This window comes from Streptomyces sp. NPDC002536, from assembly GCF_053594995.1.
The window spans coordinates 83029-109886 of the sequence record NZ_JBSFWU010000004.1 but is presented as its reverse complement, the minus strand read 5'-3'; the positions used below and the strand labels follow the sequence as shown (position 1 = coordinate 109886).

26 protein-coding genes are annotated in these 26858 nt (G+C 70.8%); 11 read left to right on the top strand and 15 right to left on the bottom strand.

The genetic code is table 11. From position 1 onward, the window contains the following. Window positions 1-12: 12 nt before the first annotated feature. Complete coding sequence (locus ACWD4B_RS03050) at window positions 13-1497, top strand: hypothetical protein (protein WP_451419122.1); 1485 nt, start codon at window positions 13-15, stop codon at window positions 1495-1497. 244 nt (window positions 1498-1741) lie between these two features. On the opposite strand, the gene ACWD4B_RS03045 is transcribed toward ACWD4B_RS03050, so the two are convergent. Then, complete coding sequence (locus tag ACWD4B_RS03045) at window positions 1742-3274, bottom strand: hypothetical protein (protein WP_451419121.1); 1533 nt, start codon at window positions 3272-3274, stop codon at window positions 1742-1744. A gap of 75 nt (window positions 3275-3349) precedes the next feature. Further along, on the bottom strand, window positions 3350-5266 hold the full coding sequence (locus ACWD4B_RS03040; RefSeq protein ID WP_451419120.1) for an ATP-binding protein: 1917 nt from the start codon (window positions 5264-5266) through the stop codon (window positions 3350-3352). Window positions 5267-5482: 216 nt separating this feature from the next. On the opposite strand from ACWD4B_RS03040, the gene ACWD4B_RS03035 reads away from it, so the two are divergent. From ACWD4B_RS03035 to ACWD4B_RS03020, 4 genes are all read left to right on the top strand, one after another. Continuing rightward, a complete protein-coding gene (locus ACWD4B_RS03035) occupies window positions 5483-5671 on the top strand; it encodes a hypothetical protein (RefSeq protein ID WP_451419119.1) in 189 nt (62 codons plus the stop codon). A gap of 12 nt (window positions 5672-5683) precedes the next feature. Then, complete coding sequence (locus ACWD4B_RS03030) at window positions 5684-5923, top strand: hypothetical protein (RefSeq protein ID WP_451419118.1); 240 nt, start codon at window positions 5684-5686, stop codon at window positions 5921-5923. Between the two features lie 372 nt (window positions 5924-6295). Continuing rightward, on the top strand, window positions 6296-7525 hold the full coding sequence (locus tag ACWD4B_RS03025) for a hypothetical protein (RefSeq protein ID WP_451419117.1): 1230 nt from the start codon (window positions 6296-6298) through the stop codon (window positions 7523-7525). A gap of 8 nt (window positions 7526-7533) precedes the next feature. Beyond that, a complete protein-coding gene (locus ACWD4B_RS03020) occupies window positions 7534-8139 on the top strand; it encodes a hypothetical protein (RefSeq protein WP_451419155.1) in 606 nt (201 codons plus the stop codon). On the opposite strand, the gene ACWD4B_RS03015 is transcribed toward ACWD4B_RS03020, so the two are convergent. From ACWD4B_RS03015 to ACWD4B_RS03000, 4 genes are all read right to left on the bottom strand, one after another. Further along, the gene (locus tag ACWD4B_RS03015) at window positions 8129-8578 is read right to left on the bottom strand and encodes a roadblock/LC7 domain-containing protein (RefSeq protein ID WP_451419116.1); all 450 of its coding nucleotides are present in this window, start codon (window positions 8576-8578) and stop codon (window positions 8129-8131) included. The two genes, ACWD4B_RS03020 and ACWD4B_RS03015, sit on opposite strands and share 11 nt — an antisense overlap. After that, window positions 8575-10971: a sensor histidine kinase gene (locus ACWD4B_RS03010; RefSeq protein ID WP_451419115.1), complete on the bottom strand. Its 2397-nt coding sequence runs from the start codon at window positions 10969-10971 to the stop codon at window positions 8575-8577. The genes ACWD4B_RS03015 and ACWD4B_RS03010 overlap by 4 nt, the downstream gene beginning before the upstream one ends. A gap of 145 nt (window positions 10972-11116) precedes the next feature. Continuing rightward, a complete protein-coding gene (locus ACWD4B_RS03005; RefSeq protein WP_451419114.1) occupies window positions 11117-12685 on the bottom strand; it encodes an FAD-dependent monooxygenase in 1569 nt (522 codons plus the stop codon). 220 nt (window positions 12686-12905) lie between these two features. Next, entirely contained in the window at window positions 12906-13568 is a 663-nt protein-coding gene (locus ACWD4B_RS03000) for a response regulator (protein ID WP_451419113.1), read from the bottom strand. Between the two features lie 177 nt (window positions 13569-13745). Here ACWD4B_RS03000 and ACWD4B_RS02995 point away from each other — a divergent pair, with 177 nt between their 5' ends. From ACWD4B_RS02995 to ACWD4B_RS02980, 4 genes are all read left to right on the top strand, one after another. Next, entirely contained in the window at window positions 13746-14636 is an 891-nt protein-coding gene (locus tag ACWD4B_RS02995; RefSeq protein ID WP_451419112.1) for a LuxR C-terminal-related transcriptional regulator, read from the top strand. 70 nt (window positions 14637-14706) lie between these two features. Further along, window positions 14707-16014: a sensor histidine kinase gene (locus tag ACWD4B_RS02990; protein WP_451419111.1), complete on the top strand. Its 1308-nt coding sequence runs from the start codon at window positions 14707-14709 to the stop codon at window positions 16012-16014. A gap of 50 nt (window positions 16015-16064) precedes the next feature. Then, window positions 16065-16739 (top strand): response regulator transcription factor, encoded by a 675-nt coding sequence (locus tag ACWD4B_RS02985; protein WP_451419110.1) that lies wholly within the window; start codon window positions 16065-16067, stop codon window positions 16737-16739. Window positions 16740-16843: 104 nt separating this feature from the next. Further along, complete coding sequence (locus ACWD4B_RS02980; protein WP_451419109.1) at window positions 16844-18049, top strand: sensor histidine kinase; 1206 nt, start codon at window positions 16844-16846, stop codon at window positions 18047-18049. A 2-nt stretch (window positions 18050-18051) separates the two neighbouring features. On the opposite strand, the gene ACWD4B_RS02975 is transcribed toward ACWD4B_RS02980, so the two are convergent. The 5 genes from ACWD4B_RS02975 to ACWD4B_RS02955 all read right to left on the bottom strand — a co-directional run bounded on the left by ACWD4B_RS02975 (window position 18052) and on the right by ACWD4B_RS02955 (window position 22297). Continuing rightward, the gene (locus ACWD4B_RS02975; RefSeq protein ID WP_451419108.1) at window positions 18052-18660 is read right to left on the bottom strand and encodes a peptidoglycan-binding domain-containing protein; all 609 of its coding nucleotides are present in this window, start codon (window positions 18658-18660) and stop codon (window positions 18052-18054) included. A gap of 217 nt (window positions 18661-18877) precedes the next feature. Continuing rightward, complete coding sequence (locus ACWD4B_RS02970; protein WP_451419107.1) at window positions 18878-19831, bottom strand: ABC transporter substrate-binding protein; 954 nt, start codon at window positions 19829-19831, stop codon at window positions 18878-18880. Between the two features lie 60 nt (window positions 19832-19891). After that, complete coding sequence (locus ACWD4B_RS02965) at window positions 19892-20755, bottom strand: ABC transporter permease (protein ID WP_451419106.1); 864 nt, start codon at window positions 20753-20755, stop codon at window positions 19892-19894. Further along, on the bottom strand, window positions 20752-21597 hold the full coding sequence (locus ACWD4B_RS02960; protein ID WP_451419105.1) for an ABC transporter ATP-binding protein: 846 nt from the start codon (window positions 21595-21597) through the stop codon (window positions 20752-20754). The genes ACWD4B_RS02965 and ACWD4B_RS02960 overlap by 4 nt, the downstream gene beginning before the upstream one ends. Before the next feature lie 85 nt (window positions 21598-21682). Next, a complete protein-coding gene (locus tag ACWD4B_RS02955; RefSeq protein WP_451419154.1) occupies window positions 21683-22297 on the bottom strand; it encodes a phosphoribosylanthranilate isomerase in 615 nt (204 codons plus the stop codon). Window positions 22298-22463: 166 nt separating this feature from the next. Between ACWD4B_RS02955 and ACWD4B_RS02950 the strand changes: the two genes are divergently transcribed. Continuing rightward, entirely contained in the window at window positions 22464-23012 is a 549-nt protein-coding gene (locus ACWD4B_RS02950; protein ID WP_451419104.1) for a DUF4232 domain-containing protein, read from the top strand. On the opposite strand, the gene ACWD4B_RS02945 is transcribed toward ACWD4B_RS02950, so the two are convergent. The 3 genes from ACWD4B_RS02945 to ACWD4B_RS02935 all read right to left on the bottom strand — a co-directional run bounded on the left by ACWD4B_RS02945 (window position 22999) and on the right by ACWD4B_RS02935 (window position 24759). Further along, a complete protein-coding gene (locus tag ACWD4B_RS02945; RefSeq protein WP_451419103.1) occupies window positions 22999-23403 on the bottom strand; it encodes a hypothetical protein in 405 nt (134 codons plus the stop codon). The two genes, ACWD4B_RS02950 and ACWD4B_RS02945, sit on opposite strands and share 14 nt — an antisense overlap. A gap of 199 nt (window positions 23404-23602) precedes the next feature. Continuing rightward, a complete protein-coding gene (locus ACWD4B_RS02940) occupies window positions 23603-24001 on the bottom strand; it encodes a septal ring lytic transglycosylase RlpA family protein (RefSeq protein WP_451419102.1) in 399 nt (132 codons plus the stop codon). 50 nt (window positions 24002-24051) lie between these two features. After that, on the bottom strand, window positions 24052-24759 hold the full coding sequence (locus ACWD4B_RS02935) for a polysaccharide deacetylase family protein (protein WP_451419101.1): 708 nt from the start codon (window positions 24757-24759) through the stop codon (window positions 24052-24054). Between the two features lie 237 nt (window positions 24760-24996). Here ACWD4B_RS02935 and ACWD4B_RS02930 point away from each other — a divergent pair, with 237 nt between their 5' ends. Continuing rightward, complete coding sequence (locus tag ACWD4B_RS02930) at window positions 24997-26211, top strand: basic secretory protein-like protein (RefSeq protein ID WP_451419100.1); 1215 nt, start codon at window positions 24997-24999, stop codon at window positions 26209-26211. On the opposite strand, the gene ACWD4B_RS02925 is transcribed toward ACWD4B_RS02930, so the two are convergent. Then, window positions 26208-26852: an HAD family hydrolase gene (locus tag ACWD4B_RS02925; protein ID WP_451419099.1), complete on the bottom strand. Its 645-nt coding sequence runs from the start codon at window positions 26850-26852 to the stop codon at window positions 26208-26210. The genes ACWD4B_RS02930 and ACWD4B_RS02925 overlap by 4 nt on opposite strands. Window positions 26853-26858: the final 6 nt, after the last annotated feature.

Genomic DNA, 26858 nt, shown 5'->3' with positions numbered 1-26858 from the left:
CCAATGATGTCCGTGTACAAGCCTGAACGCGCGGCGCGCCCGCCGCGCCCCGCCGTGTCGGCACCGGTACAGCATCGCCGTCTGCTCGATGCGGAGGCCGCGCGGAAGGACACGTGGCATCGGCAAAGTCTCTTGCAGCTCAGCCATCCCCACCTGACCGCAATGCAGTTGTGGGCGCTGGGCGAGGCGGCATCCGCGCATTCGCTGGACCGCTCGGAACTGGAGAGAGACGGCGAAGTCGTCATTCACCGGAACATCGGACTCGAGCTGGAGGAGCAGCGATGGCGAGTGACCGACGCCGACGGGGCCAAGGTTCCCACGAAGACGGTCATCATCAAGCGCCCGCACTTCGAGCTCCAGGCGGAGAGCTCGGGCGACACCACATCCGTCCTCGAGATGGTCACCGACTCGCCGGGGGTCACCCGGGCCGAGGAGTGGCTGGCGATGAAGCGGGAAATGTGCGCACTGGTGGATGAGCTGAAGGCGGCAACGGGCAGGAGAAAGCGCCCGGTGAGGTCCGGAAAGGTCGCCGGCGGGACTCCCGGCTATCTCATCCACCCGCCACAGCTTCCCGGGAAGGCGCCGGCCTGGAACCCCTTCCTCCAGGTGACTGCGGGGATTCCGCTGGCCGCCATTCCCCGGCTGCTCCGCACCCTGCACGACGACCGTCTGGCCACGGTCGTGTCGCCCGGTACATACGCCGACGAGAAGCTGGTGAGCCGGCTGTCTCCGGTATTCGGCAGAGTGGGCCGACCGTCGGCCGAACTCACCGGCATGGCAACTTTGCTGGTGGCCATGCTGACCGAGGGCGCTTCGCGCGGCTGCTCCGCCATCCCCTTCCTCAAGGGCGCATTCGCCGTGATGCCGCGCACCGCCCTGTCCCACATGTTCATGCTGTTGCCCGAGGCAGACCGTGAACTGCTGGCGTCGAACCCCGACGCATGGGCCGAGTCCCTGGCCGGGATCAGCGGCCGGTCTCTCGATGAGCCGGTCATCGCCCCGTCGTTGGCCGCTCCTGGGACCGATCTGCCCGTCGCGCGGCTGACCACCAGTTGCGGCTCATGGCTCCGTGCCATGCTTCCACGCGTCACTGATCAAGGCATGACCGCCGGCGTCGACCTCCTGACGGTCGAAGGCAAGCTGGCGGGACTCACTGATCGATCCGCTCACGGCCGGGCTGCGGCTCTGTCCCGTGACGTGGCCGTGCTGTCCCCCGCGGACAGCTCGTTCTCGCCGATCCTGCTCCCCCAGGAACCCGAACGGCTCGAGAAGTTGCTGACTCAGCTCCACCGACTGCACGACGCGGGCTCGCTGGGCGGGCTCGGCCCGGTGCACGACACGGTGACGTACTCCGGCAACCGCTCGCTTCCCGCGGCCGTTCTGGAAATCCGCCGCCCTGCGGAGAAGTCCTGGACGCAGTACATGGACAACTATCTCGACCGCATCTACCAGGCTGTCGGCGACGCTCTCGCTGCCGCGGGCGGCACAGGAAGGTAGAAGGAGAACCATCGCAGCTTGTTCACAAGACTGCGGCAATTCTTCACACGACGGTAGAGGCAGGCCGGGGGCCGGGGGCGAGCCGTCGAGCTGCGGTTCACTCACCCCCGCCCCCGCGTGCCGTTCGGCGGCGTCAGCAGCTCCGTGTCCGTCCAGCGCAGTCCGGGGGTGCCGGGATGGAAGGTGGTCGGTGGGAGCGGTCAGTACCGACCACCAGTCACAGGGTCCGGGGCTGTGATACTGGTTAGTAGCGGGATTGCCATTGGGTGCAGCGCACAACCAGGACCGCGTGAGCCAGGCGGGCCAGCTTCCGCCGGAACTCTTCGAGCGATCGGGTATTGAGGACTCTTACGGCCTCCTCCTGCGCCAGCTCAGACTTCCGTTGCTCCGTCAGCTGCTTGAACTCCTCGTCGTCCCCTGCCCGCAGTCGCCGCAGCACCCCCTTCCCGTCACTCAGTTCGCGCAGTGCATTGAGGATGGCCTCCGCGTCCGGCGGAAGCGTGCCGCCGTCGCGCTGGAGAAGTTCATCGGCTGCGCCAGTCATGCGGTTGACGTACTTTGAGCTCTGGTAAAGGGCCTTGCCCAGGTCGTCCCCGTAGTGGCGCAGGTCCTTGAGAGCATCGCCGAACTGCTCGTTGAACGATTGCCCGTAATCCGATCCGACCAGGTCGTCAGCGGTGATCCTCTTGGCCTGCAGACGGTGGACGATGTCGAAGACCGGTCCGGCCGCATGGTACGCCTCCATGGCGTAGACCTGGGCGCGAGCGTTGAGTTCGGCGATGCCCGGCTTGGAGCGCCAGCCCTCGCCACCGGGTCCGAACTCATGAGCGAGGAAGGAGCGGGCCAGGTTCTGGGCGCCGCGCATGTGTATGCCGTAGAGGACGTTGCGGGCACGCATAACTGCGTTCTCGTCGTGCTCCTCCAGGTTCCTGACGAGTTGCTCGTCGTCCATGGCGACGTCTGCGGCACCGTATCCCTGCATGCGCAGTACCCGGGCCACATCACGGACGTACGCGCCATAGAGCCGGTCCGCCGAGCCGAGGAGGGACTCCGTCCGGCGTGCCTGCAGGAACCGGTCGGCTGCCTTCCGGCCCGTACCGCTCTGCGGGGCCATGACGGCGTCGGTGACGGCCCGCGAGAAGCTCTGCCACTCCTCCTCCGGCATGAAGCGTCGGATTTTGGCGAGTGAGGCGACTTCCTGGACGCGCTGCCAGCCAGGGAGAGTGGTGGGGCGGCCGCCACGCATCTGCCACGAGGCGTCGTCGGTCACGGGATTGCTCTTCGGGGGCTCGACCAGGTCGACGTACACATTGGTGTCGAAGGTGACGCCGGATTCGGTGCCCCACACCTCGCGCATGATCTTGTTGAATTCAGCCAGGACCCGCCAGGTCCCTTGGCCGCCGAGGACGGCGACGTCATAGTCGGAGGTTTCATTGACGCTGCCCGGAGCAGCGGTGCGGGCTCCTTCGTAGCCCTGCAGGAGTACCTTGAGGACCGTGTCGACGTACTCCCGCCGGAAGGCGGCAAGTTGCAGCATCGGTGCTCCCGGGCGGCCCACATGGGCCGCCTTCGCGTTGACCCAGTTGTTGCCCACGTTGGCCAGCATGCTCAGCTCGTTCCCATGGCCCGCCGCCCAGCAGGCCAATTGCGCACGCTCCGCCGCACGTAGCCCCTGTCTGGGCGCCATCACGCCCGGTGGGCGCACGGCCGACTGCTGACGGGAGGGACGGCGCTCGGCGGCGGGCCGGGGCGCGGTCTCGGGGCGGGTCTCGTGCATCAGCGGATCACCTGTGGGTACGCGAAGGGGGATGGGATCGTCGGGGCGCCGCGGGCTCCGTAACGCCGTGAACACCTAGGCCTCCAACCGCGCGAAGAGCCGCCCCAGCTTGCCGTACTCGGTCTCGATGCCTTGCAGCAGGTCCTCGCGGTTCAGCGCACGTCCCGCGGCGGCAGCCGCGAAGGCGGCGCTCTCGACGCAGGCGCGGATGCTGCCGCCGGCCAGGTCGTACGCCTCGGCAAGAGGCTCGACGGACAGTCCTTCGGCGGCATCGCCGAGCAGGGAGCGCCACAGGAGGGCGCGCACGTCGGGGCCGGGGCTCTCGAAGTGCACCACTTCGTCGAAGCGGCGGGTGAAGGCGGTGTCGATGTTGGCGCGGAGATTGGTGGTCAGGACGGCGAGGCCGTCGAAGGCTTCGAGGCGCTGGAGCAGGTAGCCGCTCTGCATGTTGGCGTGGCGGTCGTTGGAGCCCTTGACCTCGCCGCGTTTGGCGAACATGGAGTCGGCCTCGTCGAAGAGGACGACGGCGTCGAGGTTGTCGGCGGCGGAGAAGATGCGTTCCAGGTTCTTCTCGGTCTCACCGATGTACTTCGAGACGACGGAGGGGAGGCTGACGACGTACAGGTCGAGGCCGAGTTCGCGGGCGACCGCCTCGGCGGCCATGGTCTTGCCGGTGCCGGACTCGCCCGCGAACAGGGCGGTGGTGCCCTGCCCCCGGCCGCCGCCCCGGCGCAGCCCCCAGTCACGGAAGACGGCCTCGCGGTGGCGGACGCGCGCCACCAGCATGTCGAGACGGGTGCGCACGGTGCCGGGCAGGACGAGGTCCTGCCGTCCGACGGCGGGGGTGACGTGCCGGGCCAGGGCCCCGAGTTCGGCGGCGGAGCGCAGACGGGCGGCCGTGCGGACCTCGTCCGCCGAGGGGGTTGCCGCGTTGAGGGCGGCGGCGCGGTGGACCCGTTCGACGGCCGCGGAGGCGGCGGCGCCGAGGCGTTCGCGAGGGCCGCGCGCGTCGGCGGGGCGCAGGTCGGTCTCGGCGGGCAGGGGCGCGTCCCATTCGTACGCGGCCCAGGGCGTGCTGCCGTACAGCAGCAGCGGCACGGGGGCGTCGTCCAGGGCGGCGACGAAGCGCTGGAGCAGGTCGGCGCGTTCGGGTGCGGCGGTGCCGGGCGGGGCGAGCGGGACGAGGACGGCGGCGCCGAGCAGCCGGGCCTCCAGGGCCGTCCGGTCGGCGAGTCGGGCCGGACTCTCCTCGCCGGCGGCGAGGGCGTCGGGGTCGACGAGCAGGGGGACGCGCCCCAGCAGGGCGAGCGCCGCGACCGCGGCGGGCAGGACTTCGCCGTGGATGCCCTGCCGCAGGTACCTGGTGCGGTACGGGGCTGCGGCGAGGGCCTCCCGCAGGGCCCGTGCGGAGCCGTCGCGGGGCCCGTGGGGGTCGTCGGTCCGGGCCGGCAGTACGCGCAGCCAACGGCTCCCGGTTGCCGGGCCGGTGTCGCGGCCGACGAGGAAGTCCAGCAGCCGGTCGGGGACGTTCAGCACCCGCTCGGGGAAGGCCGCGTCGGGAGCGCCGTAGCTCACCAGACCGCCTTCGAGCAGGGCGGAGCCCTCACGCAGCAGTCCGTCGCCGATGGCGTCCGGTACAGCGATACCGTGCACGGAGAGGGCGACGGAGACGGTGGGCCGGGAGGTGGGCAGCCCGCTCAGGAAGCGGAAGGCGGAGCCGCAGATCGGGTTGATCTCCGGGAGGAGACAGCTGACCAGCAGGTCCGTCTCCCGCTCGGAAAGGTCGAACTCCCGGGCGAGACAGGCCAGTCGGTCACCGGCTGCGACCAGCTCCGCCAGGCGTTCCGGTCCGGGCCATGGATGCGCGTCGGCGGAGGGCACGCCGGATCCCTGCTCTCCCTCGTACCCGTCACCGCCCTCGTGCCGCAGATAGAGGCGGCGCAGCCGCTCCTCCGCCACCGTGAGTCGTTCCTCGAACAGGCTCTGGGTCATGGGAAAGCGGTGTCCTCCGATGGTGTGGGCAGGTGGCGCCTGGGGCCGAGGTTAGGCATCGGGAGCGCCTTCGGTCTGTCGGCCCGAGTGGATCACGCGATGCCGAAAGTTGACATAAATCCGGGACCAGAGAGGGACTTTGTGCTCTGGAGCCCTGCCGAGCGGCAGTGGATTCTGGGACCGCATATAGACCCTTGCACGATTGCAATCGAGGTCATGTCCAACAGAATCTCGATGACCGGCCCGGCTCCTCGGCTCCCGCATCGCGTCGGCGCATTTCTTCTGATGCCCGATGTCAGCGAGCTCGCCCTGGGCGGCGTACCCGTATTCAACATGGAGATCGCCCGTGGGCTGGCGATGCGTCATGACGTCACGCTGCTCACCGTCGACCCGGATCCGTCTTAAAGCCAGGAACGGATGGCGGAGCGGCATCTGCCGTCGGCGCACAGCAACCCGTTCGACATCGTCATCAGGCACTCCCGGCTCTCGGGGCCGGCCGCCGCGTCGCTACGCGACCGGTGGTATCCGCGAGCCCGCCTCGCGCACTTCCTGCACACCAGTTCCGTGCGCCTGGACTGGGTCAGGGGCCGGCGGGAGAAGGGCGCCCGTAACCCCGCAGCAGTCGCCGTGTCCGAGCCGACGAGACCACATAGATGAATTGCTTCCACCGATTGGGATCAAGGAGTTGCGCATGCAAGCGGACAGAAAACAGTCCGCGGCTTGGGACAGCCATATTACTGCAGCTCGGGACCATCAGCCGTTCTCCATCACACACCAGGCATAGCCGAGGAACGCGACACAATGAAACACGTACGCGAGACACGCCCTGCCCCTGACCGCATATCACGCAGAGAGGAGGCCAGGGAAAGGGAAGAGAACGAAGCTCGGGTCAGTGCGTTGCCGGGCATAGATCAACGACGCTTGGAAGAATGGGCGATTGGGTCAAACCAGAACCGCGATCACCAGTCGGACAGTACCTGCAGCTCTACCCGAAAGAATATGCCAGGGTACCGTCGCACGCGCGGAATCGTGACCGATTCCGAATCTTCCGATCCTGGCATCGAGGCCGATGTCATTATGACTGCTGCAGTCTTGGGACTCGCGGTCTCGCACATCAAGAGTCAGATTCCGATCCAATTCGACATGGACCCTCGGGACAAAGGAAAAGACGAGGAATCCTTCAGGGCGGTGATCGGGCAACTCAAAACCGCCGCCGCAGGATACCTCAGCCGAAATAACCTGCTGCCAGCTGCCACGATTTCTGCGGGATTCGCCCCACAACATACCAAGGGAGCGGTCATCGTCGGCGTCTACCGCATGGCCGGCCAGGAACCGCCCTCATCGGTTAACGAACCGACGCTGTCACCGAACGGAAAGGAGCTTTACGAGAGGATCCGGAACGAGAAGGTACCCCAGTACGTAGGGCGCGGCGCCTACACCGGCTTCGTCGACAACAGAAATACCATCGGCAACACAGACCCAATTGGTCCGCTGTCCACCACCCGCTTCTTGGTCCCAGGCTCCCTGCATGAGACGCCGGGGCCGCATCCACGATGGTTGCCGTCGAATCAAAGCCCACTGTGGGACCCACGTCTGCGGCGGGCGCAGGATTCACATATCCCCTGGGGAATGATTGGGGGCGACAAGGCGAGGAACGCACCGAATCCACATATATGCACGGGAGCAGCGAATGAGGCCGACCAGATCACCGGTCTGATGAAGACGCAAGGAATGGTCTTTGAAGGCGAACCCCTGTCGGACCGCATCACGGGATACACGCATGGCATGATTCAGGCGATCTACAGAGCGTATGCCCTCGGTCCTAACACCACGCCATACGAAATCACGGTGGGGACCGGGACGACCAAGCTGGCCTCGTGCCTGCCGTGCAGTCTGTTCATGATTGCGCTGGGCTACCCCCCGACCTCGATCCACCTCGGTAGGGGGGAGTCATGGGTGCCCCTGTTCGAGCCGTATATCCCGGGCCGAAGCAGTGAGCCAGCCGAGCAAGCCGTGATCCGGGATCTCAACAGCTCCTGGCAGGACAAGTGTGCCGAGTGGCTTGCTCTCGGATTGGATGTGCTGGGGCAGGAGGGGGTAACCGTCGACCATCAGGAATCGGTTACCGCTGTGCGGAACTACCTCGATACGCACTCGCGGGACAAGTCAGTGGCCTCAGTGCTCATTCTCGACGCGGTGACCATCCATGAGAGTGAGACGAACCGAATCGCCCGCACACTCAGGCCGGCCTCGACGTAACGGCTGAAATCCTGGCCGACCGCGAAGGGGTGGACGCCATCGTCATGCCCTCCCTGCACGAGGGGTTCGGCCTGGTGGCCGCAGAGGGAGCCGGACGGGGCGTGCCCGTCCTGGTGAACGACGAGAGCGGCGCGGCCGGCTTCCTCCGCGCGGCACCGGACGGTATCGGCGATCCGCGCATCGTCGGCGACTCCCGTCGCCCCGAGTCGTGGGCACAGGCTGTACGAGTTCCTCAGGCAGTTCTCCTGGGAGGACGGCGGCCAGGCCCTGGTCGACGCGGCCATGCAGACCACTCCGGCGACGCTGCTTCCGGACTTCCGGCCGTACTACTGAGGCATCACTGCGCAGGCCCCCGACGGCAGGCTGGAGAGCACCGGCAGGAGCCGGCAGCCCTGGACGGCGAGTTCGCGCTACGACGACTCCACGGGCTGGGCGCCCGACGCGCGGCCCAGCCGGGCTCCTTGGCACGAGCGGCGTCGCCTGGTCCGCTCCCAGAACATGGGCTGAGCTCCTCTGACGGTCCGTCAAGAGGCGCCCCCGCTGCGGAGCGGGGGCGCTTCCCTTTCTTCAGTCTCCTCAGTCTCCTCAGTCTCCTCAGTCTCCTCAGTCCATGAGCATCCGGCGAAGCCCCGCCCGCACCTCCGGCGTGAGGACCGCGCCGACGCGGTCCACGAGCCGGGCCGCCTCGTAGGCCACGAGCCCGATGTCGCAGCCCACGCCGGTCAGCACGGTGAGCGCCGATCCGTCCGAGATCGTCATCGTGCACAGGAAGCCGCCATCCATGTCCACGACCGTCTGGTTGACCCATCCCGTCCCGCACACCTCGGCCGCTCCGCGGGTCAGCGAGACCAGCCCGCACGCCACGGCGGCCAGCCGCTCGGCCGCCTCGCCGCTCAGGCCGTTGCCGGCGGCGGCGAGCACCAGCCCGTCCGCGGACACGGCGACGGTGTGCCGGACGCCCGGTGTCCCCCGGACGAAGTCGTGGATCAGCCAGGCCACATCGCCGGCCGTGGTCCGCGGGTCCGCTTCGTGGACCGTCCCGTTCGTCTTCATGCGCCCGTGCCCTTCTCGTGTGTCGACTTGTGAATCGGGGGTTCGCCGTGTCCCTGCGGTGCATGCCGGCTCCGCGGCACACCGGCGGCTCCGCCCTCGTCCCGGGCCCTGCGCACGCCGCCGTGGAACCCGGCCATGCGGCCGCGCAGTTCGTCGGGCGAGAAGCCGGTGCGGGAGGGCCTTTCGGCACCCGCGCCCGCCTGCTCCCCGGTGTCCGTGTCGCCCAGTGTCGCGCGCGGCACGCGGCGCGGCAGCCCGGAGCCGGTCGGCCGTTCGCCGGGCCCGTGCGCGGCGACGGGGCCGCCGGGGCGGGGAGGCGGCATGGGCCCGGGCGGGACGGGGCCGGCCGGGACGGAGTTCGGGGCCATGGGGGTCTCCTGCGTGCGAAGGCCTGCGGTTTCGGGCGGCTCGTGGTGCGGCGTGCGGACGACGAGCAGGGCCGGCGGCAGCTCCACCGCCACCGTGCAGCCGACGCCCTTGCAGGACAGCACGACGGCGATCCCGTGCCGTTCGGCGAGCCGGCTGACCACGTACAGGCCCATCTGCCGCGTGGTGGCCACGTCCACCAACGGCGGGTCGCTCAGGCGGGCGTTGAGCTCCGCCGCCTTGGCGGGGGGCATGCCGACACCCCGGTCGCGGATCTTGACGACGACGCCGCCCGTCGGGCTCGCCCCGGTGGTCACGTGGACCGGTTCTCCGGGCCCGGAGTACTGGGTGGCGTTCTCCAGCAGTTCCGCGAGCAGGTGGCTGACGTCGTGCACGGCGGGGCCGGAGACGTGCACGTCCGGCAGGTCCCCGATGCGTACGCGTGTGAACTGCTCGACCTCGGCCGCCGCGGCCCGGACGACGTCCAGCAGCGGCGCGGGGACGGCGTGCACCCGGCCGGGGCGTTCGCCGGCCAGCACCAGCAGGTTCTCGCAATGGCGGCGGATGCGGGTGGCCAGGTGGTCGACCCGGAAGAGACCCTCCAGTTTGGCCGGGTGGGCCTCGTGCCGCTCGAGTTCGGAGATCATTTCGAGCTGCCGGTAGACCAGGATCTGACTGCGGCGCCCCATCGAGGCCAGCATCGCGTTGACGCTCTTGCGCAGCATCGCCTGGTCGGCGGCCTGACGCACGGCCTCGTGGATGACGGCGTCGAAGGCTCTGGAGACGTCCCCGACCTCGTCGCGGGTGCCGACGTCGACGGGTTCCGTGGTCAGGTCCACCTGGCCCGGCTCCCCTTGGGAGACGGAGGCGACCAGGTCCGGCAGCTGGTGCTCGGCGGCCTGCAGGGCGGCGCGGCGCAGCCGTCGCAGCCGGCTGACGAGCGAGTGCGCGGCGGCCGCCGCCACCAGCAGGGACAGTCCGAGGGCCACGGCGACGAACGCGCTGTCCAGGGCGGCGTCCTTCCGGGCCTGTGCCTTGGCCGCCGTGATGGAGTCGAGCATCCTGTCGGTGACCTCGGACTCCACCGTGCGCAGGCCCTCCAGGGCCTGACTGGCCGTCCGGTGCCACTCCTGTGCCTGCAGCGTCGGTACGGCGCCCTTGGCGTCGCGCTGGGCGGCGGCCGCGGCGGCGCGGGCCATGCGGCCGGCCTCCGTGATGTGCTGGGTGATGCGCTGGTAGGCCGCCGCGTCCTGAGGGACGGCTGCGGAGCGGAACTGGCGCAGGGCGATGTCCTGGAAGCCCTGCGAGACCAGCAGTGCGGCGGCCACGTCGGGGGTGACGCGCCCGTGGGCGATGGCGGCATTCAGCAGGGCGCGTTCGCTGGACAGGGACAGTTTGCCGACGGACAGCGCGTACAGGGCCCAGCCTTCGGTGGATGCCGTGTCGCCTCCGTTGTTCGCCTCCGTGCCCAGGCTCAGCAGGGAGAGGACGAGGTCGGAGTAGGCGGTCTGGCTCGTCACCGTGCCCGCGGCGTCGGTGAAGGCCTTGGTGCGGACGTCGGTCAGCGTGTGCAGCGCGGACTCGGCGTCGGCGACGCGCTGTTGGACGCGCGCGTCCGCGTCGGTGTTCTGCACCTGGGAGCGGAAGGCGGCCAGGGCCCGGTCGGTCGCGGCGCGGTGTTCGCGTACGGTGTCGCCGGTCCTGCCAGGGGTGAGCGCGGCGATGTCGCGTTCATTCTCCAGGGCGTGGGCGAGTGTGGTGGCCGAGACGACGAGACGGACGGTGGCCTCGGTCCGGGTCAACTGGTCCGCGCGGTCGAGGGAGTGGGTCACGCGGGGTACCGCGAGGCTGATGCAGAGGGCTGCGGGGAGGACGAGGACGAGTGTCATCCGGGTCCTCAGGCGCCAGTGGCGCGGGCGGGAGAGGAGCCGCAGGTGTCCGTCGCCGCGGTGGGCCCGGCTCCGGGCCGATCGGGCGCCGTCCTCGCCCGGGGCCGGTCGCGAGGTGTTGCTCAGGGGAATGTTCATGATGATCGGCGCCCACGCTAGGGAGCAGCGACTTGGGAGTCTTGCGGCAAAGGTCGCGTTCCATGTCACCAAAAGAAGACATTTTCCAAACCGATCGTCCTCTTCATCTCACCGCATCCCCACAGGAATCGGCTGCGGGCGCACCTCAGGAGGACGACGAGCAGGTGATCGCGGCGAGGACGTCGTGGAGGGCGGAGCCGCTCACCGGGCGGTCGCGCAGGCGGGCGGCGATGTGGCCGTCGGGCCGGATCAGCAGCGCTCCCCGGGGGCCGATGCCGCAGAGTTCGGCGTGCTCCTCGGGGAGGGCTTCGATGTGCAGCGGCCAGGGTGCGGCGGCCTGTTGCGTCCAGTGGGCGGGATCGGGGGTGAGCAGGGTGAACCATTCGCCGACGGCGTCGAGCGTGGAGCGGTCGTGCGCGAGCCACAGGTGCGGCATGCGACGGCCAGGTTCGGCAGTGGGGACGTAGTCGGTGCCCGAGCCGGACGGTTCGGGCGGGGTGCCGTCTTCAACGAGGACGGCGTCGGACCGGTAGGTGACGCCGAGCACGAAGCCGAGTTGGGCGAAGTACCGTTCCGACCACGGCAGTTCGACCCGGCCCGACGCCGCTTCGCCGGCTCGGAGCTGCTCGCGGCGCCGGTTCTGCACCTGCATCATGAGCTCGGTGTTCGCCACCGCCTGACGGAGCGTCCGGTCCGCGACGGGGTGCCGTTCCGTCTCGTAGGTGTCCAACAGGCCCGGTCCGGCCCACCCGTGGAGCACGCCCGCCAGCTTCCAGCACAGGTTGTGCACGTCGGAGACGCCGGCGTTCATGCCCAGGCCGCCGACGATGGGGACCGCGTGCGCGGCGTCGCCGGCCAGCAGGATCCGGCCGCGGCGAAAGCGTTCGGCGACGAACGCGTTCATCACCCAGTGCTGCACCCGCAGCACGTCGACCCGTACACCGGCGCCGGGGCCGAGGGCGCGCGAGACGAGGCCGGGCCAGTCGGCGTGCGCAGGATCGTCGGGAGTGGGGACGAACCAGGCCCAGCCCCCTTCGGGGTAGAGCGGGGCGAACAGTCCCTGCGCGGTGAAGTAGACGCCGGCGGGCTGACGGGCGCACCAACGGGTGAGGTCGGCGTCGAACACCACGGTGGTGAAGTCCCCCATCGCCCCCGGGCCGGTGGTACCGATGCCCAGCCGCTGTCGGACGGTGGAGTTCGCCCCGTCGGCGGCGAGGACGTAGCGGGCCCGCACCCGGGTCTCTGCACCGCACCGGTGGTCGACGAGTACGGCCGTGACGCCGTCGCCTTCTTCGGTCAGGCCGACGAGCTCGGTGCCGAACCGCACGGGCGCGTCTGCCGCCGCGAGCAGGAGGGGCTCCAGCCGGTCCTGCGAGGTGGCCACGCCGAGCGCGGGGCTCTCGGGAACCGGCGCGTTGATGCCGACCATTGCCGCCGTGGCGAAGTCGTGGCCGTCCAGGGTGTCGCGGAAGCGGATACGCCCGTACTCCGGAGCGAACGCGGCGGCCGTGATCCGGGCGGCGAGCCCGAGTCGGCGGAAGATCTCCATCGAGCGCACGTTGACCAGCCGGGAGCGGGGAAAGGGCGACAGCTCCCGGTGCTTCTCGACCAGCAGGGTCCGCACGCCCCAGCGCTCCAGCAGCGCCCGGGCGGTGAGCCCGACCGGGCCGCCGCCGACGATCAATACGGGCGCCTCGGCGTGTGTGAGGGGCATGCCCGCGATCGTACGCCGACCGGGACGCCGGACCCGGCACACCTTCGTCGCCCCGTCAGGGGCGCGGGGAACTGCGCGAGCAACCACCACCGGCCTGCAGCCGACGCATCACCCCAGGGGTCCGGGCGCAGCCCCGGCATCGTCGGCTGCGGGTGCGTCGTGGCTGGTCGCGCAGTTCCCCGCGCCCCTGACGGGGCAGCGCAGACCCGCCGGACAGGCCTTACCGACCGCTCTCCGTCAGCCCGGCCTCGTACGCGAGGATCGCCGCCTGCGTACGGTTGTCCAGGCCGAGTTTGGCGAGCATCCGTGAGACGTAGGTCTTCACGCTCGCCTGCGACAGGTACAGCCTGCGCGCTATCTGAGCGTTCGTCAGGCCCAGGCCGACGAGCTCCAGCACGCGCCGTTCGCTGCCGCTGAGTTGGGACAGCCGCTGCTCGACTCCCTCGCCGCCCGCGCGGTCGGTGGTGGAGGCGCGGCGCACCAGGCTGTCGAGGACCTCCGGGGAGACGACCCGGCCGCCGGCGAGGACGGTGCGCAGTGCGGAGGAGAGCCGCCGGGGGGACAGGTCCTTGAGCAGGAATCCGGAGGCCCCGGCCTCCAGGGCGTCGAGGACACGGTCGTCGACGTCGAAGTTGGTGAGCATCAGCACCTTGGGCGGCTGTGTGAAGCGCATCAGCTGTTCCGTGGCGGCGACTCCGTCCACGCGCGGCATACGGACGTCCATGAGGACGATGTCGGGGCGGTGGGCGCGGGCCTTGGCGAGGGCGTCGGCGCCGTCCTCCGCCTCCGCCACCACGTCGAACTCCGGCGTGGAGTCGAGCAGCAGGCACATGCTCGACCGGATCAGCGCCTGGTCGTCGACCACCAACACGGACGCGGTCACGCGCGCTCCCTCACTGTTCTCGGTGCAGACCGTTCCGACCCTGTCATGCACGGGGAGAGCCCCAGAAGGGACCTAAGTCCCGGTCCGCCCCTGTCGAAAGTCCTGCCGCGCGAGGCGCGGGACAGCTCCGCTCATCCTTCAATTACTTACCGGTAATCCCGTAATTGACGTTGTTTTATGGGGGCGTCCACCAGGGGAAACGCTTTGCTTTTCGATCGATTTCGTGGGCTAGAGTGGGAAATCCGATGCCGCACCGGTTCTCCGCTCCGCCGGGGCGTGCGTGCACCGACAGGCTTCCGAGACGCCGAAAGCAGCTCCATGGTCCCCTGTGTCACCCCCCGCCACAGCTCGCAGACCGTCCCCGCCTCGGAGGTCCGGCCGGCCCCGCCCCGGGAACGGCCGCCCACCGTCCGCGTGTTGATATCTGACGAAGCGTCATTCATCCGTCGCAGCCTGCGATCGGTGCTGCAGGCGTGCGCCGACATCGATGTCGTGGCCGAGACGGCCGACTGCCGGGAGACCGTTGCGGCGGCCCGCGCCCTCGAACCGGACGTCGTCCTGACGGACATTCCCGCGCCGCCCCCGGAGTGCGGGCTCCCCGAGCTGCAACGGCTCCCCCGGCCGCCCGCGGTCGTCGTCCTGACGACGGGCGCCCGCCTCGACTCCGTGGACGAGGCCCTGGCCGCCGGAGCCGTCGGATTCCTGCTCAAGGACGCGCCGCCACGGGAGTTGGTCGCGGCCGTCCGCAAAGTCGCCCAGGGCCACGGCGTGCTCGCCCCCGAGGTCACGCGCCGCGTGATCGACACCGCGCTCAGGTGCCCGCCCGGCGTCACCCCCGACCAGCGCCGCCGCCTCGGCCGGCTGACCCGGCGCGAGCACGAGGTGCTCGCGCTGCTCGGCGCCGGACTGCCCAACTCCCGCATCGGCGAAGCCCTCGGGATGAGCGAGGGCACCACCAAGGGGCACGTCAGCCGCCTCATGGCCAAGCTCCACGCCGAGAACCGCGTCCAGGCCGCGCTCCTCGCGCAGCGGGCCGGCATCCCGGCCGACGCCCCGGGCCGGGAGTGACGGTCCGGGCCGGTCTCCGCGGCCGTGGACCACAGGTGCGGACCGACGTCCGGTGCACAGGGGCAGAATCATGAACGCAGAACATTCCCTCCGTCCGGAGGGCCTCGCCGGCGGCCGGACGCGCCCGGCCCGGCCCCCGGTCCCGGCTCCCCCGCGCCCGGGACGTCTCGCGTCCCTGGCCGCGGCCGCGCGCTCCGCATGGCGGCGCCCGCTGCTCCCGGCCGCCCTCGGCGGCCCGCGCCGGCACCTGCTCTGCGACACCGGCATCGCGCTCCTCGTCGCCGTCGCGTCGTGCCTGCAGATCCACTCCCTGAGCGCCACCGGCCTGGTGCACGGCTACTGCCTCTCGTCGGCGATCGCCGTCACCGCCGCGGCCACGCTCGTACTGCGCCGCCGCACGCCCGAGCTCTGCCTGCTCGCCGGGCTGGCCGCCAGCTTCGCCTCCGACGAGCGGACCCCGCTGTTCGCCGCCTCGTACGCCGTCGCGCACTACGGGGGACGGTCGCGGTTCGTGCTCGTGGCCGTCGTGGCCGCGGTCTACCTCGTCACCCGGCACTCCATCGGCATGGCCGACGCCACCACGGCGCAGCTGTACTACGGGGTCGTCGTCGAGATCGCCTTCCCTGCAGTGTTCGGCGGGCTCGTCCGGCACCAGCGCTCGGTACGCAGACTGCTGAAGGAACGGCTGGAGCGGTCGGGGAGCGCCGTCGAGAGCGCCACGCGGTTCGCGCTGCTGGAGGAGCGCACCCGGCTCGCCTTCGACATCCACGACCACATCGGCCACCAGGCCACCTTCCTGGCACTGCGGGCGGGCGCGCTCGAACGGGTGCCGGGCCTTCCCGGCGAGGCCCGGCAGGGGGCGGTCGCCGTACGGGAGGCGGCGCACCGGGTGATGGCCGACCTGCGGCAGATGCTGGAGGTGCTGCGGGACGGCGACGGGCGCCGGGCGGCGCTGGCCGGCCCCACCAGCTGCGCGGAGTTCCTGGGCGGGCTGGTGCGCAACATGTCCGCCGTGGGCATGGCCGCCGAGTACCGGCTGCACGGCACCGCCCGGCCGCTGCCCGCGGAGACCGAGCGGCTGCTGTACCGGATCTGCCGGGAGACCTTCACCAACGCGGCCAAGTACGCGCCCGGCGCGGCGGTTTCGGCCGAGCTCTCCTTCGAGGAGGAGCAGGTCGTGCTGGAGGTGCGCAACGGGCCGCCGTCCGGGGCCGTTTCGCTGCGCAGCTCGGGCCGGATGGGCCTGACGGGGCTGCGGCTGCGCACCGCCGAGGCAGGCGGCCTGCTGAGCGCGGAACCGCTGCGCGACGGGGGCTTCCGGGTGCGGGCCGAGCTGCCCGTCCCCGCGGAGCCGCCCGCACCGGCACCCGCACCGTGAACACGCCCTGCACGACCATGATCTGTGAGAACCGAGACCGAAGGGGACTCATGTCCATCCGCGTAGTGATCGTGGACGACCAGGCCATCATCCGCATGGGCCTGACCATGCTGGTGGACTCCTCGGACGACTTCGAGGTGGTCGCCGAGGCGGGCGACGGGGCCGAGGCGCTGAGCCAGGTGGCGGCGCACCGGCCGGACGTGGTCCTGATGGACCTGAACATGCCCCGCGTCGACGGGGTCGAGGCCACGCGCCGGCTGATGCGGCTGCCCGAGCCGCCGATGGTGCTGGTGCTGAGCGTGTTCGACACGGACGAGCGGGTGCTCGAAGCGCTGGAGGCCGGGGCGTGCGGCTTCCTGCTGAAGGACCTGCGGCCGGAGGAGCTGTTCGCGGCGCTGCACACGGTGGCCTCGGGGTGCCGGGTGGTGGCGCCGGAGGTGCTGACGAGCCTGGTGCGCCGGGCCGCCGACCACACGCCGATCCGGGTGAACGGGGCCGGGGAGAAGCTGTCCCTGCTGAGCCAGGGCGAGCGCCGGGTGCTGGCCCTGGTGGGTGCGGGGATGACGAACGCCGAGATAGCCCGGGCCCTGCACCTGTCGGGGGCGAGCGTGAAGACGTACGTGTCCCGCACCCTGGCCAAGCTCGGGCTGGACAACCGTACCCAAGCGGCCATCATCGCCTACGAGATGGGCCTCGCCCAGGGGACGCAGTCCCCGACTGGTTGAATTCTTCCCCTTTCTCTTCATCTTTTGCCCGACATACCCGACCGTTCGGTATGACAGCGTGGCCGTTCTTGTCCGAACGGAGAGCGAGTCGAAGCGGAATGCGTATGTGGGCCACGGGGCGGCAGCTGACAAGGGGTTCCTGCCGGTACGGCGAACCGTCCGACATCGGCACGGTCGTCCTGGCCGGGCTCCTGTCCGTCCTGGTCCTGGACGACAAGACCCTCGGCACGGGTCTCGTCGACGACTACGGCGTCTCGCTCGCCGTCGGGCTGGGCGCCTCGCTGACCTTCCTGGCCCGCCGCCGCCGGCCCGCCCTGTGCGCGGTCGCCGCCGTCGGCGCCACGCTCGTCACCGACGACCGCACCCTGATGGTCTTCGCGGCCTACACACTCGCCCAGTACGGTGGCCGTTCCCGCTACGCCCTGTGCGCGGGCATGGTGCTGACCTACCAGACGGGCCGCATCTGGACGCAGACCCTGGCACCGGCCACCGTCGTCACCGACTTCCGGAGCCTGACGGCGATCGCCGTTCCGGCCGTCATCGGTGAACTGATGCGCCGCCGCAACGCGATGATCGACCAACTGCGTCGCAGAATCGCCCAGGTGGAACTGTCCGTCGAGCAGGCTGCCCGGCACACCCTGCTCGAAGAGCGCAGCCGCATCGTCTCCGGCCTGCACGACGGCATGGGGCACGAGGTGACCGCGCTCGTCCTGCAGGCCGGTCACCTGCTGCGCACACCCGGCCTTCCGGACCGGGCCCGGCCGACCGCACTGGCCGTGGAGGCCGGGGCACGCCGGGTGATGGCGGACCTCAGGGAGTCCACGAAGGTGCTGCAGGGACGGCGGGAGGCGCTGGACCACAGCACGGCCTCGCTCATCTCCTACACCGAGCTGATGGCCGGACTGGTACGGAACATGGAGACCATCGGCGTGGAGCTCGAGTTCGGGACGACCGGGACACCCCGTGAACTCCCCGTCCGTATCGAGCGGATGGTGTACCGGGTCGCGCTCGAAGCACTGGCCAACGCGGCCAAGCACGCCCCGGGCGCCCCCGTCACGGCCCGGCTGGCGTTCACCGCGGACGCGGTGGAGCTGGAGGTGGCGAACGGACGCGCCGAAGGCCCCCGCATCCACGAGGACTTCGCCCCCGCCGGACTGGACGCGCTGCACCAGGCCGTGACCGGAGCCGGCGGAACCCTCGCCGCGGGCTGGGCGGGGGCGGACCGCTTCGTCCTCCGGACCCGCTTCGTCCTCGCGCCGAGCGCCTGGGACCGGATGCTGCCCGAGGCAGCGGCTCCGTCCGCGAGGTGACGTCAGAGCCGGGCGGCCCAAGTCTGCAGCGCACGACGGGTGTTCGCCCCGTACTCCCCCGCGACGTCCCCGCGCACCCCGTCCCACTCCTGGAACTTCCGGACGGAGTCGGCGGTGTCCACGTCGTACGAGCCGTACTGATGCCCGTGGTAGAAGCCGAGGCGCCAGAGGGTGTACTGCAGGTCGTGAACGGCCGCACCGGAGTCGCCGCGGCGGAGGGTGTCACCGGCGGGAGCGGAGGTGGATGCGCTGCTGGGGGTTTGAGAGGCACTCGTCGCACTGCGGGCGGGCTCCCTGGCCGGTGTCACGGAGGGGCTCGACGACGTGGCGGTGCGGTGTGTGGCGGCCGCCGCGTCGGAATGTCCGGGAACGGCGGCAGCGGATGAACTCCCCGATCGCTCCGTGTTGTTGGCGCTGTGACCGAGCCCGTCTGCTGCGCCGCCGGCATCGGGCAGACTCACAGCCGTACTCGGACCGCCGCCCACAGTGGTGAGCGCAGTGACGCCCAGGGCGGCCAGCAGAGTGGCCCCGCCCGCGGCGTACGGGATCCACCGGCGCCGTCCCCGCCGGTGCGAGGCCGGGCCGGGCAGGGAGAGGTCGATCCGTTGCACGGCTACTCCTTCTCAACGTGTGTGCCCTGTAAGGGGCGCCCCGTCAGGGGCGCGGGGAACTGCGCGACCAGCCACGGACGGCCTGCAGCCGACGCACTGCCCCAGGGGTCCGGGGCGAAGCCCCGGGTACTTCGGCTGCGGGCGCGTCGTGGTTGCTCGCGCCCACGCGGCGGAGCCGCATGATGTAACAGCCCCGCGCCCCTGACGGGGCGCAGCCCTACCCCTTCAGCAGGCCCGCGTCCCGGTACGCCTGCTTCTGCGCCGCCAACTGGGCCTCGTCGGGCGCGAGTCGGGGGTCCCACTGATAGGGCGGCGTCTTGCGCAGCACCTCGATCTTCTGGCCGGTCGCCTTGGCGAGCACGGCCAGAGTCTCCTCCGACGTCACTCCCGCACCCTGCAGATCGGCGGCGCCCTTGCGCAGCGCGGTCAGGAACTTGTCGGCGGCCGGCTTCCCGGCGAAGGCGGTGCCGAAGACGACGCCCGTGGCGGAGGTGCCGCGCGGCGGCACGGCCACGGGCTCGGCCACGTCGGCCTCTTCCATGGCCGTGGTGAACGGCGCGGGGGCCAGGGCCGCATCGACACCCCCGTCGGCAAGGGCGCTGCGCATGTCGGGGATCGCGACGTTGACGACCGTGACGTCCTTGAGCGTCAGGCCCGCCCCGCGCAGGGTCGCGGCGAGCTGATATCCGCCGGCGGCACCCGCACCGCCCGCCACCGCGACCTTGCGGCCCTTGAGATCAGCGGCGTTCTTCACTTCTCCGGAGTCCAGCACGCGCCGCGCGACTTCGAGGGCGGTGGGCGAGGGCCGGTCCCCGGTGGAGGCGCCCATCGAGGCGACGACCTTCACCTTCAGGCCCTGGTCCATGCCGTTGAACAGACCGGCGGAGAAGCCTGCGACGACCGCGTCCACCTTCCCGGTGCCGGCCAGCGGGACCGCGTCCTGTCCGGCCTGTACCTTCCGCAGGTCGACGTCGAGTCCCTGCTCCTTGAAGTAGCCCTTGGCCTGGGCGAGGTAGAGCGGGGCGAAGAGCGTGGACGGCACGTGGGCCACTGTCACACGGGTGGGCCCGGAGGCGTCGCCCCCGGACGCCTTCCCGCCGCTGCTCTGACAGGCGGCGAGGAGGGCGAGCGCGGGCAACAGGGCGACGGCGGACGGCATTCGGCGGCGCACGGGACGGTTCCTTTCGGGAGCCGGGTGAGGGGGAAGGGGGAAAAGGTGGAGCGGGCGCGGTCAGGGCTTGGGGGTACGGGCCCGCCAGGGCGCGAACAGCGGGGGCCGGGCGGCCTGCCACGGCAGCAGCCACCGCTCGGCCAGGGCCAGGGCCGCGGACAGCACCGCCCCCAGCACGGCGACGGTCACCAGCCCGACGTACATGCGGTCGGGCTGGAAGAGGGTCCAGGAGTTCCAGATCAGGAAGCCGAGACCGTTCTCGGAGTCCACGAACTCGACCGCCACGACGACCACGACGGCCAGCCCGACCGCGGTCCGCAGCCCGGTGAGGATCGCCGGGGCGGCCCCGGGCAGCAGGACGAACCGCAGGAGCCTGGGTCCGGACGCCCCGTAGGACCGGGCGGTCTCCAGGACGCGCGTGTCGATCCGCCGTACCCCGGCGAGGGTGTTGATCTGGGTCACGAAGAAGACGGTGATCGCCACGGAGAGCACCTTGGGCGTCTCGCCCAGCCCGAAGACGAGCAGCAGCAGAGGCAGCGTGGCGATCTTCGGCAGGCAGTACAGCGCGGCGAACAGCGGCCCGAGGGCGGCGCGCAGGGTCGCGGACACCCCCATCGCGAAGCCGGTGAGCGCCCCGGCGAGCGCGCCCAGCGCGTAGCCGGGCAGCAGCCGGCCGAGGGTGGCCGCGAGGTGGCCGCCGAGTTCGCCTTCGCCCGTCATGGCGGCCAGTTGCGCAGCGATGCGCGAGGGCGGCGGGAAGAGCAGCGCGTCGACGACGCCGGTGCGCGCGGCGGCCTCCCAGCCGGTGAGCAGCAACAGCGGCACGGCGGCACCGAGGACGGCGGCGCGGGCGGCGTCCCGGCGCGCCCCGCGAACGGCCGTACGGACGGCCTCTTCTCCGGCGGTCTGCGGGCGGGCGCTCATTCCTCGCCTCCCTCGGCGCCGGCATCCGTACCGTCCGTGCCGTCCGTGCGCTGTGCCGGGATGCGGGGGCCGCGGAGCGCCTGCCGGACGCGGACGCGCAGGCGTGCGAAGGCCGGGGTGTCCTGGATCCCCGGGGTGCGCGGGCGCGGGAAGGGCACCGTGAAGGTGTCCGTCACCGTGCCGGGGCGGCCGGACATCACGAGGACCCGGTCGCCGAGCAGGAGCGCCTCGTCGATGGAGTGCGTCACCATGACCACGGTCTTGCGCTCCTGCTGCCACAGCTCCAGCAGGTGTTCCTGCATCTCCAGCCGGGTCTGCGGATCCAGGGCGCCCAGCGGCTCGTCCATCAGCAGCACCGGACTTCCGGAGGCGAACGCCCGGGCCAGCGCGAGGCGTTGGCGCATACCGCCGGAGAGCCGGCCGGGGTAGGCGTCGGCGAACTCGGACAGGCCGACGCGGCCCAGCCACCGGTCGGCGACCCGCTCGGACAGCCGCCGGCCGACGCCCGCCATGCGCAGGCCGAACGCCGCGTTCGCCCGGACGGTGAGCCAGGGCAGGACGCCGAAGTCCTGGAAGACGAAGGCCACCGGCGGGACGACCGACAGCCCCGGCCGCAGCCGGACGCTGCCACCCGAGGCCTCGTCGAGGCCGCCGAGAACGCGCAGCAGAGTGGACTTGCCGCAGCCGGAGGGGCCGACGATGCAGACGAACTCCCCGTCCTCCACGGCCAGGGAGACCCCGTCGAGTGCGTGGAGCACCTCTCCCTCGGGCGAGACGAAATAGCGGTCGATGTCCTGTGCGGCCAGCACGGGTCCGGGGTTTTCGGTCGCGGGGGTGTTCACAAGGGAAAACTACGAACGCCGAACGGATCCGGACCAGTCGCCATTGGAAAACAATTTCTGGCCGAATGGCCGAGTTACCGCCTCCTCACCCGCTCGCGGCCGAGGCCTCCCTGGCCGCCCGCACGAACTCGGTGATCAGTGCCGGGTCCTTCACGCCGCGCCGCACCTCGACCCCGCTGGAGACGTCCACTCCCCAGGGCGAGAGCGTGCGCACGGCCCGGCCGACGTTGCCCGCGTCCAGTCCGCCGGCAAGTACCCACCGCCCGGCGGGCGGTACGAACCGGGGATCGCTCCAGTCCCACGGCCGCCCGGCCCCCGGCGCCGGGGCGTCCAGCAGCAACAGGTCCTCCCCCAGTGCACCGCAGGACTCCGGCCGCTCCGGTGCGGGTGCGGTGGCCCGTACCAGCGTGTAGCCCTCCGGGCGCAGGGCCTCGTAGTACTCGGGGCCCTCGTCCCCGTGCAGTTGCACGGCCCGGATCCCGGAGGCGGCGGACAGCTCCCGCACCTCCTCCAGCGGCTGGCCGCGGAAGACCCCGACGGTGAGCACCCGGTCCCCGGCGCGTGCCGCCAACTCCCTTGCTGTCGCGACGTCGACGCGGCGCGGGCTGTGGGCGAAGACGAACCCGACGGCATCGGCACCGGCGGCCACGGCCGCGTCCACGTCCTCGGCGGTCCGCAGCCCGCAGATCTTGATGAACAGCTCACTCACATCCTCGGCACGTTGCGGCACCGCCCGCGGCAGGCCGTCGTGTGCAGCGTAGGCCAGCCCGGGAACGCACCGGGAAATGGCGCGAAGGTGAGGTGTTCAGTCCGGCGCCGAGGTGATCAACTGGGTGGACATGTCACACGGAAAGGGACACTCCACCATGCGCGACATCTTCCGGAAGGCGGCCGCAGCGGCCGTCGCGACCGCTGCGCTCGCGGCAGGCACCGTGTTCACCGGCGCCCAGACCGCATCGGCCGCCCCGACCGCCCCGGGCGAAGTGACCGCCACCTGCCGGACGTCCGGCCTGCGGGCCGAACTCACCAGCACCGACCCCGAGCAGGCCGGCATGTCCCACCGGGGCAAGCTGCTCCGGCTGACGAACACCTCCGACCGCACCTGCGCGCTGCGCGGCTATCCGGGGCTGGAGGTGGAGGACGCCGGGCACCGGCCGCTGGGGGCCGACACCCGGTGGGGCAGCACCTGGTTCGTCCAGGACCCGGGCAAGCAGACCCTCTTCCTCCAGCCCGGCCAGTCGGCCGAGGCCGACCTGGTGTGGGGCGTCGCCGACGGCACGCGCGTGCTGCACGCCTCCTACCTGGAGATAACGCCGCCGGCCTCCACCGACCACCTCACCATCCCGTTCGAGGAGCGGGTGACCAACGGCGCCCTGAGCGTGACGGCCTTCGCCTACCGGATCAGCGTCCCTTAGCCGGCTTGGGAGCCTGCTTGGGCTGCGCCCCGGCCTTCTTCTTGGGCTGCGGGGCGTGCGACGGGGCCTTCCCCTTCGCCGGCTTGGCGGGCTTGGACGCCTTCGGCTGAGGCGCCGGCTTCTTCTTCGGCTTCGCCTTCGACTGCGGCCCGGGGTTCGGCGGCTTGATCCAGCCCTTCTTCACCAGTTCGTCGCAGTGCCACTTGGCGTACTCGGGGCTTTCCTTGTGCTGCTTGGCAGCGTCGAGGCAGTCCGCGTAGGGCCAGGGCGGCTGCTCACCGGGCACCAGCACTGCGGCAGGGGCAGCGGGCGCAGCCTGGGCGGCGGCCGCCGACGCTCCCATTCCACCGACCGCAAGGGCGGCTGCCAGGGCGATACTCATCCGACGCACGGGAATTCTCCTCTTCATTGACGCCGCATCACGGCGTTCCGGCTGAACAAGACCCCTTGCGCCCAACGAGGGCGGCGGCCCGAAGAAGCTCCTTGCCATGCGCTTGGCTGCGCGAAGCCACTCGACCGGAGCAGCGTGCAGAACGGTCGGCTTCCGGGCTCTTGCGAGCCCGGAAGCCGACGAGTCCCGCATTCCACGGTCAGTTGTCTATGACCTCCAGCGTCACCTGCGTCAGCCCCTTGTCCGTGTCCGCGATCCGGCTGAACGCACCTCTGGTCAGGTCGATACAGCGGCTCGTGTCCGTCGGGCCCCGGTCGTTGACGCGGACGGTGACCGACTGCCCGTTGTCGGTGTTGGTCACGCGCACCTGCGTGCCGAAGGGCAGGTCGCGGCTGGCCGCGGCCATCGCCTCGGCGTCGAACGGCTCGCCGCTGGCGGTGGGCCAGCCCGGCGGTATCTCGCCGGGGGCCCCGTACCACGAGGCGGTGCACGTCTGCACCCCGCCGTCGGCGTGGGCCGGGAGGGCGACCGTCGTGGCCAGGCCCGCGGTCAGGGCCGCAGTGGCCAGGACGGTGCTGATCTTCTTGGCAAGCTTCACGGAATTCTCCTGAGTCGTATGGATCGTACGAGTTGTCTGTGGTGTCCGGGTCAGCCGAGAACGGCCGGGAGGTCGTCGGTGTAACCGTTGTCGGCCAGGTCGGACAGGATGTTGCCCATGGCCTCGACGCTCTGGCTGCGGTCGTTCTCCTGGGAGCCGTCGTGCATGAGGATCACTCCGCCGCCCTGGAACTCCCGCTTGTAGTTCTGGAAGATCGCGTCGACGCCCGGTGTCTCCCAGTCGCGGGTGTCCACGGACCAGCCGATCGGCTGCATGCCCTGGCTCGCGGCGTACTGCTGGACGTCCGGCGTCCAACCGCCTTCCGGCGCGCGGTAGTAGTCGATCTGCGCGCCGGGGGCGGCGGCGTGTATCGCGTCCGAGGCCTGCTGGAGGTCGGCACGCGCCTGGTCCGGGCTCTGCTGGGTGGGGTTCACGTGGTGCATCGAGTGGTTGCAGAGGTGGTGACCCTCGGCGACGATGCGCTTGACGAGGTCGGGGTACTGGCGGGCGTGGTCGCCGATGACGCAGAAGGTGGCGGTGACCTGACGGTCCTTCAGCAGGTCGAGGACCTGGTTCGTCCAGGTGGGGCTGGGGCCGTCGTCGATCGTGAGGGCGAACGTCCGGGAGCCGGCCCCGGCGTTGGTGTGGTTCACCACGTCGGTCGTCGCGGCCGAGGCCGTGCCGGGCGACGCGGCGAACAGGGCGGCTGCCGCGAGTACGGCACCGGCACCCTTCAGGGTTGCACCGAGCAGCTTCATGGTGTGGCGTGTCCTCCATGTGGCGGGCGAGCAGGTTCCGTGCCGACGCCGGTGGGGGCGGTGCGGCACGGAAGGGATCCTGCAGGCCCGGCATAGACAAACTGTCACCACTTGTGGAACATGCGCCTCATCAGCACGCCCGCGGCACACGTTGACCCGTTGTTGACTCCGCTGCCGGACGGTGATGTCCGCGGCCCACGACCGGGCCGCGGACCCCCCTGAAGGAGAGCGTCAACCGTGCACAGAACCCACCGCCGCCGCACCGCCGCATCCGCCGTCGTCGTCGCCACAGCCGTTCCGCTGCTGGCGGGACTCACCTCCACGGCCGCACACGCCGAGGACCACCGGCTCCCCACCTCCGGTCACCAGTACCGCATCTCGAACTACGCGGGCGGAGCCCTCCAGTGGGACTCCAGGGCCAACGGCGCCGGAGTGCACGCGCGGGACTGGGACGAGCGGCGCAGCGAGCAGATCTGGCAGCTCAACGACAACAACGGCAACTGGTCGATCACGGTTCCCGGCACGAACAACGTGGTGGACCGCGACCTGCGCGCGAACAGCGTCGGGCTGTGGAACACCATAGGCAGCCGCAACCAGCAGTGGTGGCTGCAGGCCGTCGCAGGCTCCCGGGCATGGCTGTTCCACAGCTCCGAGGGCGGCGACCGCTGCCTCGCCCGCATCGGCGACCGCAACGGCGACCAGGGCGTCGAGGCCCGCCCGTGCGACGCGAACGACGCACGGCAGCTGTGGAACATCGACGAGGCCGCCGCCCCGCCCGTCGGCCAGGTGGACATCCGGGGCAAGGTCATCGACGCGGGCGGCTACGACCCGGCTCGCCTGATGGCCTGGTACGAGGCGAACAAGGGCCTGCTGCTGGACCAGTACCCCAGGATCCAGCAGGTCCTGACCGGCGGCGCCTACCAGGTCAAGCCGTACATCAACGTCGTCTTCGACGCCTCGTACTTCGCCCCTGGATCGGGCGCGGCCGCGGTGTGGGACCCGAATCCCCGTCCCGAGTGGGACAACAAGAAGACCATCGTCATCCGGCCCAGCCAGGTCATCAACAATCCCGGTGACATCGGCCTGTTGGTCCACGAGCTGACGCACCAGGTGCAGGACGCGAATGTGCGCGAGGCGTGGCTGCTGGAGGGCATCGCCGACTACTACCGCAAGTACGTCTACAACGTCCACGAGAAGCCGGGCACTCCGACCGGGGCGGACTACAACGGCGGCTACAACCCGACCGCGTACATGCTGAACTACATCGTCAACCGGCAGTCGGCGGGCGAGGGCATCATCATGCGGCTCAACAACCGCATCCACCAGAACGGTTCTACTTCCCCGGACGACATCCTCGTGGAGATCACCGGCAAGTCCGGGCGGCAGTGGTGGACGGAGATGTGGAACGAGATCCACGCCGGGACGTGGAACAACCACGCGCTCCGCGATTAGGACGCTTCTCGGCCGTCGAACACGGAACCCAGCGCCTTCTGGAGATCGGCGGGCTCGCGGTAGTGCACACCGGTCATGCCGAGTGCGCCGGCGGCCTCGACGTTCTCCAGTCGGTCGTCCACAAACAGGCACCGGCCGACGGCAGTTCCTGCCCGGCGGGCTGCGATCTCGTAAATCTCCCGGTCAGGCTTGGCCACCCCCGCCCGGGCACTGCTGACGACGTGGTCCGCGAGATCCGCCAGCCCCATCGACTCGAGGTCGCGCTCCAGCTCCAGGGTCGCGTTGGTCACCAGGACCAGGGGCATGTGTCTCCGCGCCCGGCGCAGCAGGGCCACCACCGTGGCGTCGGCCCGGAACGGAGCATCGGCAAGCGCCATGCCCAGCCGACGGGCCTGCGCCGGCGGTATCCGGTCGGAGAGCGCCGATGTGATGGAGTCCACCCACTCCTCTTTGGTGATCCGGCCGAGGAGGAGCGGCAGGTCCACTTCAGGGGCGAAGGCCACTCCCGCGGTGGTGCCCTCGGCCAGTCCCGCAGCACGTTCCAGCTCGGCCAGCGGGGCCGTGTCGTAGAAGCGGATCACGTTGTCGAGGTCGCACAGCACCGCATCGAAGGGCCTGTTGGATATCCCGGAAGCCGTCATCGCCCA